Source organism: Burkholderia sp. MSMB1459WGS (genome assembly GCF_001534535.1).
GTDB lineage: Bacteria > Pseudomonadota > Gammaproteobacteria > Burkholderiales > Burkholderiaceae > Burkholderia.
The window spans coordinates 98,169-111,870 of sequence record NZ_LPMU01000079.1; the positions used below are offsets into that span (position 1 = coordinate 98,169).

Annotated in this window: 10 protein-coding genes and 1 other RNA gene; 5 read left to right on the forward strand and 6 right to left on the reverse strand. The window is 67.6% G+C overall.

Features of this window, described 5'->3' with window-relative positions; translation table 11 throughout:
- The first annotated feature begins 108 nt into the window (after positions 1-108).
- Positions 109-1,257, forward strand: a complete 1,149-nt coding sequence (locus tag WT97_RS30150) for an anhydro-N-acetylmuramic acid kinase (protein ID WP_059791834.1) — start codon at positions 109-111, stop codon at positions 1,255-1,257.
- A gap of 106 nt (positions 1,258-1,363) precedes the next feature.
- On the opposite strand, the gene erpA is transcribed toward WT97_RS30150, so the two are convergent.
- The 3 genes from erpA to rplM all read right to left on the reverse strand — a co-directional run bounded on the left by erpA (position 1,364) and on the right by rplM (position 2,784).
- Entirely contained in the window at positions 1,364-1,735 is a 372-nt protein-coding gene (gene erpA / locus WT97_RS30155) for an iron-sulfur cluster insertion protein ErpA (RefSeq protein ID WP_006759918.1), read from the reverse strand.
- 216 nt (positions 1,736-1,951) lie between these two features.
- On the reverse strand, positions 1,952-2,344 hold the full coding sequence (gene rpsI, locus WT97_RS30160) for a 30S ribosomal protein S9 (protein ID WP_006476904.1): 393 nt from the start codon (positions 2,342-2,344) through the stop codon (positions 1,952-1,954).
- A gap of 11 nt (positions 2,345-2,355) precedes the next feature.
- Entirely contained in the window at positions 2,356-2,784 is a 429-nt protein-coding gene (gene rplM / locus WT97_RS30165; RefSeq protein ID WP_009687896.1) for a 50S ribosomal protein L13, read from the reverse strand.
- Between the two features lie 311 nt (positions 2,785-3,095).
- Here rplM and WT97_RS30170 point away from each other — a divergent pair, with 311 nt between their 5' ends.
- Positions 3,096-3,401, forward strand: a complete 306-nt coding sequence (locus tag WT97_RS30170) for a DUF1090 family protein (RefSeq protein ID WP_060354954.1) — start codon at positions 3,096-3,098, stop codon at positions 3,399-3,401.
- Positions 3,402-3,811: 410 nt separating this feature from the next.
- Positions 3,812-4,276: an OsmC family protein gene (locus WT97_RS30175; protein WP_074801272.1), complete on the forward strand. Its 465-nt coding sequence runs from the start codon at positions 3,812-3,814 to the stop codon at positions 4,274-4,276.
- A gap of 68 nt (positions 4,277-4,344) precedes the next feature.
- Here WT97_RS30175 and rnpB read toward each other — a convergent pair.
- The 3 genes from rnpB to pyrC all read right to left on the reverse strand — a co-directional run bounded on the left by rnpB (position 4,345) and on the right by pyrC (position 6,708).
- Positions 4,345-4,756, reverse strand: an RNA gene (gene rnpB / locus WT97_RS30180) — RNase P RNA component class A.
- A 12-nt stretch (positions 4,757-4,768) separates the two neighbouring features.
- Positions 4,769-5,647 (reverse strand): DUF3025 domain-containing protein, encoded by an 879-nt coding sequence (locus tag WT97_RS30185; protein WP_060354955.1) that lies wholly within the window; start codon positions 5,645-5,647, stop codon positions 4,769-4,771.
- Entirely contained in the window at positions 5,644-6,708 is a 1,065-nt protein-coding gene (gene pyrC, locus WT97_RS30190; protein ID WP_059500990.1) for a dihydroorotase, read from the reverse strand. The genes WT97_RS30185 and pyrC overlap by 4 nt, the downstream gene beginning before the upstream one ends.
- 203 nt (positions 6,709-6,911) lie before the next feature.
- Between pyrC and WT97_RS30195 the strand changes: the two genes are divergently transcribed.
- Together WT97_RS30195 and WT97_RS30200 are read left to right on the forward strand one after the other, a co-directional pair.
- Positions 6,912-7,826 carry a class II glutamine amidotransferase gene (locus tag WT97_RS30195; RefSeq protein ID WP_060354956.1) on the forward strand — a complete coding sequence of 305 codons (915 nt, stop codon included), beginning with the start codon at positions 6,912-6,914 and terminating at the stop codon, positions 7,824-7,826.
- A 600-nt stretch (positions 7,827-8,426) separates the two neighbouring features.
- Complete coding sequence (locus WT97_RS30200; protein ID WP_060354957.1) at positions 8,427-13,700, forward strand: autotransporter outer membrane beta-barrel domain-containing protein; 5,274 nt, start codon at positions 8,427-8,429, stop codon at positions 13,698-13,700.
- Positions 13,701-13,702: the final 2 nt, after the last annotated feature.

Sequence of the window (13,702 nt, forward strand, 5' to 3'; positions counted from 1 at the left end):
TTCCCATAACTTGCGCGCGCATCGCTTAACGACGCGTCAGGTTGCGCGGATAATCGGGCGCAAGGCGCGCGGCACCGGCCCGCGCCGCACGATCCAGGAGAACCCAACGTGCCGCAACGACCGCCGCAGAATGCCCATCCGGCAGACGGCATCTACTTCGGGCTGATGTCGGGAACCAGCATGGACGGCGTCGACGGCGTCGCCGTGCGTTTCGAGGCCGGCCGCGCGCCGGCCGTGCTCGCGGAAGCGTTCGTCGGCTTCGCGCAATCGCTGCGCGACGCGCTGTTCGCGCTGCAGCAGCCCGGCGACAACGAGATCGACCGCGAATCGCTCGCGGCGAATGCGCTCGTCACGCGCTATGCGGTGTGCTGCCATGAATTGCAGCGTACGGCCGGGCTGTCGCGCGACGAAATCCGCGCGATCGGCGTGCACGGCCAGACGGTGCGCCATCGCCCCGAGCGCGGCTATACGCGCCAGCTCAACAATCCGGCGCTGCTCGCCGAGCTGACCCAGATCGACGTGATCGCCGATTTCCGCAGCCGCGATGTGGCCGCGGGCGGCCACGGCGCGCCGCTCGCACCTGCCTTCCATGCGACGGTGTTCGGCGCGCCGGGCGAAACGCGCGTCGTCTGCAATCTCGGCGGGATCAGCAACATCACGATCCTGCCCGACGCGGGCGGCGAAGTGCGCGGCTTCGACTGCGGCCCCGCGAATGCGCTGATCGATGCGTGGGCGACCCGCCATCTGGGCAAGCCGTACGACGACGGCGGGAGGTTCGCCGCACGCGGCAGCGTACGCGCGCCGCTGCTCGACGCGTTGCTCGACGAACCGTATTTCACCGCGCCGCCGCCGAAAAGCACCGGACGCGACCTGTTCAATCCCGCATGGCTCGATGCGAAGCTCGCCGCGTTCCCGCAGGTTGCGCCGGAGGATGTGCAGGCGACGCTCACCGCGCTCACCGCGGTGTCGGTGGCGCGCGAAATCGCGCAGCACGCGCCGGGCTGCAAGGCCGTCTTCGTATGCGGCGGCGGCGCACGTAATCCGGTGCTGCTCGACGCGCTCCGGCACGCGCTACACGAGGCCGGCGTGCCGGCCACCGTCGATACGACGGCCGCGCTCGGCGTACCGCCGCAGCAGGTCGAAGCGCTCGCGTTCGCGTGGCTCGCGTACCGCTTCACCGCGCGCCAGCCCGGCAATCTCGCGAGCGTGACGGGCGCCGCCGGCGAGCGCGTGCTCGGCGCGCTTTATCCGCGCTGAAGCGATAACCGCTGCGCGGCGATCGCTGCAAGGTGAGCGCGCATGAAAAACGGGGCATCAAGCCCCGTTTTTCATGCCGGCGAACCGGCGCGGATCCGGCGTGCGCTCAGACCGAGAACGACGAACCGCACCCGCAGGTGGTGGTTGCGTTCGGATTCTTGATCACGAACTGGGCGCCGTTGAGGTCGTCCTTGTAGTCGATCTCGGCGCCGACCAGGTACTGGTAGCTCATCGAGTCGATCAGGAGCTGGACGCCGTTCTTGTTCATCACGGTGTCGTCCTCGTTGACTTCCTCGTCGAACGTGAAGCCATACTGGAAGCCGGAGCAGCCGCCACCCTGCACGAACACGCGCAGCTTCAGGTCGGGATTGCCCTCTTCGTCGATCAATTGCTTGACCTTGTCGGCCGCGGCGTCGGTGAAGACGAACGGCAGCGGCATATCGGTCGTCGTTGCTGCGGATTCGGTAACAGCGTTCATTCGAACTCTCCAAAAAGCTTTAGCCGCTATTGTAGGGCCGATCAGAAGATCGTGCTGAAGTCCATGAAATCAACAGGTTCTTGTCGATTTCATCAAGGGCGCCCGCGCAGGCGGGCGCCGCAGCGGCCCGGAAGCGGGCATAAAAAAACCGCCAGCGTGAAAGCTGGCGGTTTTCCGGCGGACGCCGCCCGAAAGCGGCGAGGCCATGAAGCGAAATTAACGCTTCGAGAACTGCTTTGCGCGGCGAGCCTTGCGCAGACCGACCTTCTTACGCTCGACTTCACGCGCATCGCGCGTGACGAAGCCTGCGCTCGACAGCGACGGCTTCAGCGTCGCATCGTAGTCGATCAGTGCACGGGTGATGCCGTGGCGCACTGCACCTGCCTGACCCGTTTCGCCGCCGCCATTGACGTTCACCTTGATGTCGAACGTCTGGCCGTGGTTCGTGAGTTCCAGCGGCTGACGCACGATCATCAGCGACGTTTCGCGCGAGAAGTAGTCAGCGATGGGCTTGCCGTTGACGATGATGTCGCCCTTGCCAGCCTTGATGAAGACACGTGCGACAGCGCTCTTGCGGCGGCCCGTGCCGTAGTTCCAGTTACCGATCATGTGGGCTCCCCTTAGATCTCGAGCGCCTTCGGCTGTTGAGCCGAATGCGGATGCGTCGCTTCTGCGTAGACCTTCAGCTTCTTGATCATCGCGTAGCCGAGCGGGCCCTTCGGCAGCATGCCCTTGACCGCCTTCTCGAGCGCGCGGCCCGGGAAGCGTTCCTGCATCTTGCCGAACGTCGTTTCATAGATACCGCCCGGGTAGCCCGAGTGACGGTAGTACTTCTTGTCCAGCGTCTTGTTGCCCGTGACCTTCAACTTGCTCGCGTTGATGATGATGATGAAATCACCGGTGTCGACGTGCGGGGTGAACTCAGGCTTGTGCTTGCCGCGCAGACGGCGTGCCACTTCGCTGGCAACACGGCCGAGAACCTTATCCGTCGCGTCAATCACGTACCATTCGCGCGTCACCTCATGGGCTTTTGCGGAAAACGTCTTCATGATCGATCCAAAAAAAATGCTTTGCCCGATGTGTTCTTCCTGCTTGTCTGTGTGCGCTTCGAGGCGCGGTGCAGGCTCTCCCTGTTCTTTTTCCGTGGGCATGAATGCGGAAAAGCCCTGAATTATAAAGGAAATACGGCTGCGTGGTCAAAGAGAATCCACGTCCCGTGTTCGGAACGGCCGAAATGAGCCAAAATCCGATCGTGCCCCGACCAGCCAGGCGAACCGAGCGCCTGGGGAGGCACCCATCGACGCGGGGCACCTGACCTTGCCGCGCCCGACCGGCCGAACCCGAAAAACAACAAATCAGCATGATGAAACAACGACTTACGCCCTTCTTCGCGGCCGCCCTGCTGGCCGCCGCGGCGCCCGCCGTCGCCGCCCGCTCCGGCTGCGAAGCCAAGCTCGACGCACTCGACGCGCGTATCGCCGAAGCCCGGACCGCCCATGCCGAAGACCGCATCGCGCGCCTGCGTGCGGTGCGCGAACGCGTGCGCCACTTCTGCGCGCGCGGCCACGGCCACGCGTCGGCCGCCCATGCGCCGGCGCCCGATGCCGGCACGCGCGGCACGCCGCCCGACGCGACTTCGCAGCCGGCGGCGCGACAGCCCGCGTGACGGCGGCGGCGCGTGCAAGCCGCGCGCCGATGTTTGCATGAGACGAAAAAAAGCCCGAACGGCTGGTTCGGGCTTAATCCACCTTAGGAGGAGGGTGGAGGAGACATTCGGAGGTTGCCGCAGCGCGACAACCAATGAGGTTCATTATACGAATGGCCTGCGGACTTCACAAGAAAATTTGCATGGCGAAATTACATCCCACGATATAGGATTTCAACCGGCAAACTTACGCACCCGGATTATCGTTTTAAATCAATCACATAATCGCACCAGACACGACCCGAAACCGTCCCCGCCTAGAGCAAAACCCCTAAATTCAGCAGGGAAATCGCCGCTCGGCACTCCACTCGCATGGCGCCGGCGTTGCACGTCGTGCAGCGCATCAGCCGACCGTTGCGCCGCGGGCTACAATGCCGGATCGAATCCGAATCAGGCAACGCTGGAGTGCAAGCATGGAATGCAAAGTAAGCTGGATGGGCCAGGACGGCATGGCGTTTTCCGCCGAGACCGGCAGCGGGCATCTCGTCACGATGGACGGCGCGCCCGAAGGCGGCGGCCACAATCTCGCGCCGCGTCCGATGGAAATGGTGCTGCTCGGCACCGGCGGCTGCACGGCCTATGACGTCGTGCTGATCCTGAAGAAGAGCCGCCAGGAAGTGAGCGGCTGCTCGGTCACGCTGAAGGCCGAGCGCGCGAGCGAAGATCCGAAGGTGTTCACGAAGGTGCACTTCCACTTCACGGTCACTGGCCGCAATCTGAATCCGGCCACGGTCGAGCGCGCGATCAACCTGTCGCACGACAAGTACTGCTCCGCGTCGATCATGATCGCGAAGACGGCCGAACTCACGCATTCGTTCGACATCGTCGCCGCCTGAGCGCACGGCGAACGCATGAAAAAAGGGCCGGCGCTCCGCTGGGAGACGCCGGCCCTTTCGTATTCGAACGGCAAAGCAGGCCGATAAGCCGGATTCTGTGCACGCCGCGCGCCGAAGCGCGCCGCGCGTGGCAGCCATTCCTCTAGGCGCGCCATTGCTGACGCGCTCAAGCTTCCTACCCGCAGACGAGACGGGGGCCCCGTCCTGCATCCGAAAATGCGCGCCTGCCTACTTGGAATTGCTCCGGGTGGAGGTTACCGTGCCGGCGAACGTCGCCGTCGCCGCGGTGCGCTCTTACCGCACCGTTTCACCCTTACCTGATCCCGGCTTGCGCCGGGCCATCGGCGGTTTGCTTTCTGTTGCCCTGTTCCGCGTGTCGCCACGGATGGCCGTTAGCCATCACCCTGCCCTGTGGAGTCCGGACTTTCCTCGCCCCCGCGCGCCCGAAGGCGGCGAGGCCGCGACTGCCTGGCCTGCTTTGCGACGCGCATTTTAGCACTGCGCGCCGCCGTCGGCAGCGCGCGAGCGGCGGCCGCTGCGAAACACGGCCGGATCGTCGTAGAACGCGGCGTCGGCGTTCGCCGCGCACCAGCCCGGCACGCCGAGCACCGGCAGCGGCGCGAAATCGCGGGTCGTCAGCGCGCGCGTCGCGAGTTCGGCGGCGATCCGCGCATCGACATGCGCGCTCCGTTGCGCGTCGGGCCATGAAAAATAGTCGGCGCTCACTTCAACGATCCACGCGTGCGCGGTGCAGGACTTGTACGGTACAACGAGTTGTTCGAGCAGCGCATGGCCGACCAGCCGCGCTTCGCAGCGCGTACCCCACGCGTCGCGAGCGGCAACCAGCAGCCGCTGCCAGTCGAAGCCGCGCAGCGCGTCGGCAAGCGCGCGGTCGGCCGTGACGAACAGCGCCGCATTCTCGTCGAACAGCGTCAGCGCATCGCGCAACGTGCCACGCACGGGGCCGACCCCGCCCGCCGCATCGATCGCTGCGGCCTGACGCGCATTCAGCACGGCCTTGGTGCGCGGGTACGCGAGCCAGACGAGCGCATTGAAGAAGTCGTGGAGATTGTGGCGGGTCGGCACGCGGCCGGTGGTCGCAATATGGGTCTCGTACGCGATGCCGGGCGGCAGTTCGGCCTGCGGCACGAAGCGCAGCGGCCTGCCACGACCGGTGACGCGACCGCCGCCGCGCAACGCGCCGTTCAACGCATCGAGCAGCGCGGCCTCGCCCGCACGGGCGGCCGCCTGCCACGCGCGGCCCGGCTCCGCGTAAGGCGCGAGCCACGGCGCGGACCAGTCGATCCGCGCGAACTCCGCCGCCGCGAGACCGGCCGCAGGGCCGGGTTCACGCGGCGGCGCGCCGGTCACGCGAGTTTCCAGCCGATCGTCTCGCCGCCACGCAGTGGCACGACCGGCGTATCGCCCGCGAAGATCTCGCGCGGCAGTTCCCACGCCTCGCGACGCAGCGTGACCGTCTCGGCGCTGCGCGGCAGCCCGTAGAAATCCGCGCCGAAGAAGCTCGCGAACCCTTCCAGCTTGTCGAGCGCGCCGGCCGTGTCGAATGCTTCCGCGTACAGTTCGAGCGCGTGCAGCGCCGTGTAGCAGCCCGCGCAGCCGCACGCGGTTTCCTTCGCGCCGCGCGCATGCGGCGCGCTGTCGGTGCCGAGGAAGAAGCGCGGGTTGCCCGACGTCGCGGCCTCGACCAGCGCCACGCGATGCGTCTCGCGCTTCAGCACCGGCAAGCAGTAGTAATGCGGGCGAATCCCGCCGACGAACAGTGCGTTGCGGTTGTACAGCAAGTGATGCGCGGTGATCGTCGCGCCGAGCAAACCGGGCGCCGCGTCGGCATCGCGCACGTAGTCGGCCGCGTCCTTCGTCGTGATGTGCTCGAACACGACCTTCAGGCCCGGGAAATCGCGGCGCAGCGGCGTCATCACGCGATCGATGAACACCTTCTCGCGATCGAACAGGTCGATCGACGCATCGGTCACCTCGCCGTGCACGAGCAGCGGCATGCCGGTTTCCTGCATCGCCTCGAGCGTCTTCGCGCATTTCGCGAGATCGGTGACGCCGTGGTCGGAGTTCGTCGTCGCGCCCGCCGGGTACAGCTTCACGCCGTGCACGAAGCCGCTCTCGCGCGCGCGGCGGATTTCGTCGGGCGGCGTGTTGTCGGTCAGGTACAGCGTCATCAGCGGTTCGAACGTCAGCCCGGCCGGCAGCGCGGCGAGGATGCGCTCGCGATAGGCCTGCGCCTGCGCGGTGGTCGTGACCGGCGGCTTCAGGTTCGGCATGACGATGGCGCGGCCGAACTGACGGGCGGTGTGCGGCAGCACGGCGGCGAGCATGTCGCCGTCTCGCAGGTGCAGGTGCCAGTCGTCGGGACGGGCGAGCGAAAGCGTCGCCGGGGAAGAAGCGTTCGAGGCAGTCATAGGAGGCGTCGTGAGGAACGGGCTTGCCATCGGCGGGGCCGGAACGCGCGTGCGCGGGCCGACTGACGGCAAACCGCAACACGGGGCCTTTGGCCAGCGGAATCCGCTTTTTACCGCTCAGGGCTCGGTGATATGCTAGAAACCGCATTGTACCGGGGTTCGCCCGGTTCGTTACCCCGCTTCAGCCTGCCGCCCCACGTAAAATGTGCCAACTCCTTGGAATGAACTGCGCCGCGCCGACGGACGTCACATTCTCCTTCACAGGTTTCGCGGCCCGGGGCGGGCTCACCGATCACCATGCCGACGGCTGGGGCATCGCGTTCTTCGAAGACAAGGCCTGCCGTCTCTTCATCGATCACCAGGCATCGGCCACGTCGCCGATCGCCGAAATGGTGAAGCGCTACCCGATCAAATCCAAGAACACGATCGCGCACATCCGCAAGGCGACGCAAGGGCACATCCTGCTCGAGAACAGCCATCCGTTCATGCGCGAGCTGTGGGGCCGGCACTGGATCTTCGCGCATAACGGCGATCTGCAGGACTACGCGCCGGACATGGACAGCAGCGTCTACCATCCGGTCGGCACGACCGACAGCGAGCAGGCGTTCTGCGTGCTGATGCAGGGGCTGCGCGAGGCCTTTCCCGGCGCGCAGCCGCCGCTGCCCGAACTGTTCGAGCGGGTCGGCGAGCTGACGCGCGGCATCACCGATCACGGCGTGTTCAATTTCCTGATGTCGAACGGCCAGGCGCTCTTCGCGCACTGCTCGACGCGGCTGCACTACCTCGTGCGGCGCTGGCCGTTCTCGACCGCGCATCTCGTCGACGAAGACCTGTCGATCGACTTCGCGAAATACACGACGCCGGAGGATCGCGTCGCGGTGATCGCGACGCAGCCGCTCACCGACAACGAAGTCTGGACCGCATTCGAGCCGGGCGAGCTGATCATGTTCCAGTGCGGCGACGTCGCCGCGCGGATGCGGATTCCGGTGCCCGAGCGCGTGCTCGAGAAACTGCGCAACCCGTCGCTTGACGCGTCGGCGTCCGCGCCGCGCACGGCGGTTCGCGAAGCGCTCGCCACCGCGGCCGACGGCGATTCCGACGACGCGATCGATTTCTGAAGCGCGGCATCGGCCGCTTCCTGCGCACTGCCAGCCGCGCGAGCTTCACGCGACGCGTCCGACGACGCCCGTCATCGGCGTAAATCGCCGCGCTGCGGCCAATATGGTTTCATTTTGACGACCACCCGGCGCAACCGATCGACGTCATGCAACATTTGCTTGATTTTATTAATTTACAAGCGAAAATAAATAAAAGACGCAACGAACAAAACGACGACCGATTAAAACGAAAATCCCGGTCTCGCATTTTAGCGCGCCCCTCCCGTCGGAACCGTGCGTTACCCCACCTACTCCGGCAGCCCTTCCGGATTTTCGAAAAAATCCCCCAAACCCGCCACCACCATGGCCTTCGGTTCGATTAACCACACAAATCGAAAATACCACGCATTACGGTTCGCATCATTACAGTTTCCCGTTTCTCGATAATCGACGGCCACCCGAATCAGTAGACTCCGCCCATCCTCGGTGTAACGAAACACGATTGGCGCGACACGCGGCCATAGCCGCCGCACGCCCCTTCGGATCGTTTCCCCACCGCGGAATGCGAATTCGCCGAATGGCGGCGAATGCCACGTCAAAAAGAAGAAAGAGGGGTATGCCGTGAATCACTCATTTCGATCGATATGGAGCGAAGCCGCCGGCTGCTGGGTCGCGGTTGCGGAAACGGCCCGGGCGCGCGGCAAGCGCTCGGGCAACGCATCGGGTTCGAGTCGTCGCACCGCGCACGCAACGACGCGCCGGTCGCCGCTTCGCGTCGCGGCGCTCGGCGCCGCACTGGCGGCGCTGTCGGCCGGCGCCGCGCACGCATCGACCTGCGGCAGCGGCGCCGCAATCGCGAACGGGGGCACCTGCACGCTCGACAGCTTCAGCCCGACGGTCAACGACAACCTGGCCGGCGCCACGACCGTGTCGGGCGGCGACCGGGTCGGCCTGACGGGCGCCTGGACCGGCGCGACCGGCGACATGGGCTACACGCTGACGCCGCTCGGCAGCACGTCCGTCGTATCGGGCAACCCCGACCAGCCGCTGCTGTCGATCGGCGGCAAGACGCGCAGCGTCAGCACGCCCGACTCGATCACCGGCAGCCATACGTCGGTCGCGACCTATGACTCGGGTGCGTTCGCGGCATCGAGCGCCGGCTCGATCAACGTGCCGGTCTATCACGACGTGAACGGCAACCAGTACGTGAACACGCGGATCGGCACCGTCGAACGCTCCGGCGGCACGCTCGACGTGTCGATCGGCGATCCCGCGGGCGCGCCGACGGCGGCCGGCAACGCGATCACGATGGCGCCCAAGCAGACCGATCTGTTCGTCGCGGACGGCACCGGCACGGCGCAAAGCGTCGTCAACTGGAACTCGCGCAACCAGGTCTGGCTCGGCACCGGCGACTATCTCGCGAGCGGCGGCCCCGTCAGCCACTTGCTGCTCGACGTGCCGGCGTATGCGGGCACCTTCACGGCGTTCGACGGCAGCGCCTGGACGGTCACCGACGCCGCGTCGCTCGCCGCGTACAACACCTTTCTCGTGCGCTCGGTCCAGAGCGGCGCACTCGGCTCGCAGGCCGCGTACGATCAAGCATTCAGCCAGGCCGTCACATTCTCCACGCAATCGTTCGAGTATGCGAACAACGTGTCGCCGGGCGACAAGAACACGCTGCGGATGGATTACCTGACGGTCATGCACGGCACCGGCGCAAACGCGACGCTGCACATCGGCAAGGACGGCCAGATCGACTTCCGCGGCACCAACACGATCGACTCGAGCTCGGCGGTCCTCGCCGAAAACGGCGCGCACTTCGTCAACGACGGACGGCTGTCGGGCGACTTCACGCTCGTGCGCCTGCTGACCGGCGCGAGTGGCGTGAACAACGGCGTGATCTCGTCCGGCTACGCAGCCGGCGACAACTTCGACACCAGCGGCGCCGCGCGGCCCTACAACTTCAGCCTCAACGCATACACCGAGGGTAGCGGCATCTACGCGAACGGCGCCGGCACGACCTTCGTCAACAACGGCGTGATGAACGTCGGCGCCTGGACCTTCAACAGCACGCGCCCCGACCTGCAGAACTACGCGGTAGCCGCCACGGACGGCGCACGCGCATCGAACGCCGGCACGATCAACGTCGGCGTCAACGCGACGACGCTCGACAGCCAGGTGATCGGCGGCCTCGTCGCCGGCGGCAGCTTCACGAACGAAGCCGGCGGCACGATCTATCTCGGCCGCGCCGCGCAGTACGACGCCGCCTCGCCCGAAGCCGCGAACGACGTCGCGCTGTCCGCGCACGCGTACGGCATCCTGCTCGGCGCGTCGGGCACCGCGAGCAACCTCGGCACGATCGTGATCGGCACGCAAACGCAGAACGGCGCCGCGCTGGCGAGCATCGGTTCGACCTCCGGCGCGCTGACCAACGCGGGCGCGATCGTCGTCGACGGCGCCGCGCCCGGCACGCCGCTCGCCAACGTCGGCATGCTCGCCGCCAACACCGCGGCGGCCGTGACCAACACGGGCACGATCACGCTGAATGGCGTGAACGGCATCGGCATCATGGTCGTCGGCACCGGCACGAACGCGACGGCCGCGACGTCGACCGGCACGATCGACGTGGCCGGCGGCCTCGATCCCGCGTCGGGCACGCGCAACTACGGCGTCTGGGCCGAAGGGCCGCTCGCGAAGGCCACGGTCGACGGGGCGCTGAACCTGACCGGCACGGGCGCGATCGGCGTGCATGCGCGTTCGGGCGCAACGATCGACGTCGGTGCGAACGCCGTGCCGGCCTTCACGTCCGGCACCGACCAGATCGGCTTCTATGCATACGGCGCAGGCTCGAAAATCAACGTCGCCGCGCAGCACCTGAGCGTCGACACCGACGATTCGACGCTGTTCCGCGTTGCGGGCGGCGCGGCCTACACGGGCGCGTCGACGGCCGGCGCGCTGACGACCGACGTCAACGGCCAGCGGGCGCGCGGCGTGCTTGCGACCGATGCCGGCACTACGCTGTCGACCGGCAACGCGGTCTATAACGTCAACGGCGCGAACGGCATCGCGATCGCGGTCGAAGGCGGCGCGAAAGGCACGATCGACGCGGGCGCGACGATCAATCTGAACGCGGGCGGCGCGACCGCGGGCGTCGTGGACGGCCAGGCGCACGATCTCGCCGGCGCGAATGCCGGCGCACCGGTCGCGACGACGCTGATCAACGATGCCGCCGTCACGTCGTCGACCGCCGGCGTGACGGGGTTCGTCGCACAAAACCTCGGCACGCTCGAGAACCGCAGCACGGTGTCGCTGACCGGCGCCGGCTCGACGGGCGTCGTGGCCGGCACGCTCGGCACGGTGAACAACGCGTCGACGATCCGGGTCGCCAACGGCACGGGCGCGCTCGTGCAGGGTGCGTCGGCCACGCTCGCGAATGCGGGTTCGATCGAAGCCGACGACGGTATCGCGGGCGTACGCCTGACGGGGGCCGGCGCATCGGTCGCGCTGTCGGGCGCCGGCGCCGTCATCGCGAACGGCAGCGCCGACGGCGTGCTGATCGACTCGACCGTCACGGGCGGCGGTATCGCGGCCGGCGCGACGTCGATCGCGGTCGGCGGAGCGGGCAGCGGGATCCGCAACCTCGGTGCGAATGCAACGATCGCGCTGTCCGGCACGCAGGTCGCCACGACCGGCAACGGCGCCGCCGGCCTGACGTCGACCGGCGCGGGCGCGCGCATCGCGACCGATGCGGCCACGGTCGTCCGCACGGCGGGCGCCGATGCGCGCGGCCTGTCCGTGTCGGGAGCCGATTCCACGCTCACGGCCCATGGAACGACCGTCGCGACGACCGGCACGAACGCTCATGCGATCGTCATGGACGCCGGCGCGACGGCCCTGCTGTCGGGCGCGAAAATCTCGACATCGGGAAGCGCGGCCGATGCCGTCGTCGTGCAAAACGGCGGCCGCATCGCCGATGCGGGATCGTCGCTCGCCAGCGCGGCCGGCAACGGCGCAACCGCGAACAGCGGCGGCGTGCTCGCGTTGACCGGTACGACGCTCGCGGGCGCGACGGCCGGCGTGCTGACGTCGGACACGCTCGCGAACGGCGCGACCAGCTCGGTACTCGTCGACGGCGGCAGCGTGACGGCCGCCACCGGGCCGGCCTTCGCCGCGCGCGGCGGCACGGCCGACATCGCGGTGCGCAACGGCACGGTCGTGACGGCCGGCAACGGCACGCTGCTGAACCTCGCGAACGGCAGCAACGTGACGTTCGACGCATCGGCGGTGAACCTCGCGGGCGACATCGTTTCCGACGCGTCGAGCACCGGCAACGTGTTCCTCGCGAACGGCACGACGCTGACCGGAAAGATCGACCCGGTCGCGCTGACCATCGACGGCACGAGCACGTGGCGCATGACGGGCAGCTCGGTCGTGAGCCGCCTGAGCAACGCGGGCCTCGTCGCATTCGCCGCGCCGACCGGCTCGCCGACGCTGGCCGGCAGCTACAAGACGCTGACGACCGGCGGCTACGTCGGCAACGGCGGCACGATCGCGCTGAACACGTACCTCGGCGCCGACGCGTCACCGACCGACCGGCTGATCGTGAACGGCGGCGCGGCGACCGGCACGACCGGCCTGAAGATCGCCAATACGGCCGGCACGGGCGCACTGACGACCGGCGACGGGATTCCGGTGGTCGTCACGACCAACGGCGGCACGACCGCCGTGTCGGCGTTCCATCTCGCGGGCCCGGTACAGGCCGGCGCATACGAGTACCGGCTCTATCGCGGCGGGCAGAGCGACGCGAACGGCTGGTACCTGCGTTCGCAGCTCGACCCGACCGACCCCGGCGACCCGATCCACCCGTCCGGCGGCGGCGACGGCGGCAACGACGGCAATGGAAACGGCAACGGCGGCGCGCTCGCGTATCGCCCGGGCGTCTCCGGCTACGCGATGACGCCGCTGCTGAACGCCGACTACGGCTTCTCGACGCTCGGCCGGCTGCACGAGCGCGTCGGCGACATCTACAACGTCGAGAAGCAGCAGCCCGGCAATCGCGACGGCGTGTGGGGGCGTATCGGCGGCCAGAGCCTCGATGCGAACGCGGGCCGCTTCTCGGCCGACGAACGCACGTTCTTCGCGCAGTTCGGCAAGGACTGGACCGTCGATCAGGCGCCGAACGGCGCCGGCAGCACGCATGCGGGCGTGACGGCCAGCATCGGCGTGGCGAATGCGAGCTTCAGCGACATGGCGCGCGCCGGCTCGCCCGACCTGTCGACGTCGACGGGCTCGGTCGAGATGCACGCGCAGAGCGTGGGCGGCTACTGGACGCGCTATCTGCCTGACGGCACCTACTTCGACAGCGTCGGACAGGTCACGCACTACGGCAACCGCTATCGCGACAACTACGGCAACGAAGCGTCGCAGAACGGCTTCGGCGTCGCGCTGTCGCAGGAAGTCGGCAAGCCGTTCGCGCTCGGCACGTTGCCGATCGCGGTCGAGCCGCAGGCGCAGTTGATGTATCAGTACCTGAAGCTGAACGGGTTCAACGACAACGTGTCGGCCGTCTCGGGCACGACGACGCATGCGCTGCGCGGCCGCGTCGGCGTGCGCTTCTTCCGGCCGAACCTCCAGTCGGACGCGGGCGGCGGCGCCGCGACGCCGTACTTCACGGCCGACGTGCTGCACGACTTCCTGTCGCCGGGGCAGACCGTCGTCGGCGGCACGCCGTTCGCGACACATCTCGGGCGCACGTGGTACGAGCTCGGCGTCGGCGTGACCGCCGGCTTCGGCAAGTCGGGCGAGCTGTATGCGAACGCGAAGATCGCGCGCAACATCGGCGGCGATTACCGGCGCGGGATCGTCGGGCAGGTCGGCTACCGGTACAGCTGGTAACG

Bases quoted from the DNA above. Each gene is read 5' to 3' on its own strand.
- WT97_RS30195 (WP_060354956.1), top strand. From the start codon at position 6,912: ATGTGCCAACTCCTTGGAATGAACTGCGCCGCGCCGACGGACGTCACA.
- WT97_RS30170 (WP_060354954.1), top strand. From the start codon at position 3,096: ATGATGAAACAACGACTTACGCCCTTCTTCGCGGCCGCCCTGCTGGCC.
- WT97_RS30175 (WP_074801272.1), top strand. From the start codon at position 3,812: ATGCCGGATCGAATCCGAATCAGGCAACGCTGGAGTGCAAGCATGGAA.
- pyrC (WP_059500990.1), bottom strand. From the start codon at position 6,708: ATGACTGCCTCGAACGCTTCTTCCCCGGCGACGCTTTCGCTCGCCCGT.
- rpsI (WP_006476904.1), bottom strand. From the start codon at position 2,344: ATGATCGGTAACTGGAACTACGGCACGGGCCGCCGCAAGAGCGCTGTC.
- rplM (WP_009687896.1), bottom strand. From the start codon at position 2,784: ATGAAGACGTTTTCCGCAAAAGCCCATGAGGTGACGCGCGAATGGTAC.
- erpA (WP_006759918.1), bottom strand. From the start codon at position 1,735: ATGAACGCTGTTACCGAATCCGCAGCAACGACGACCGATATGCCGCTG.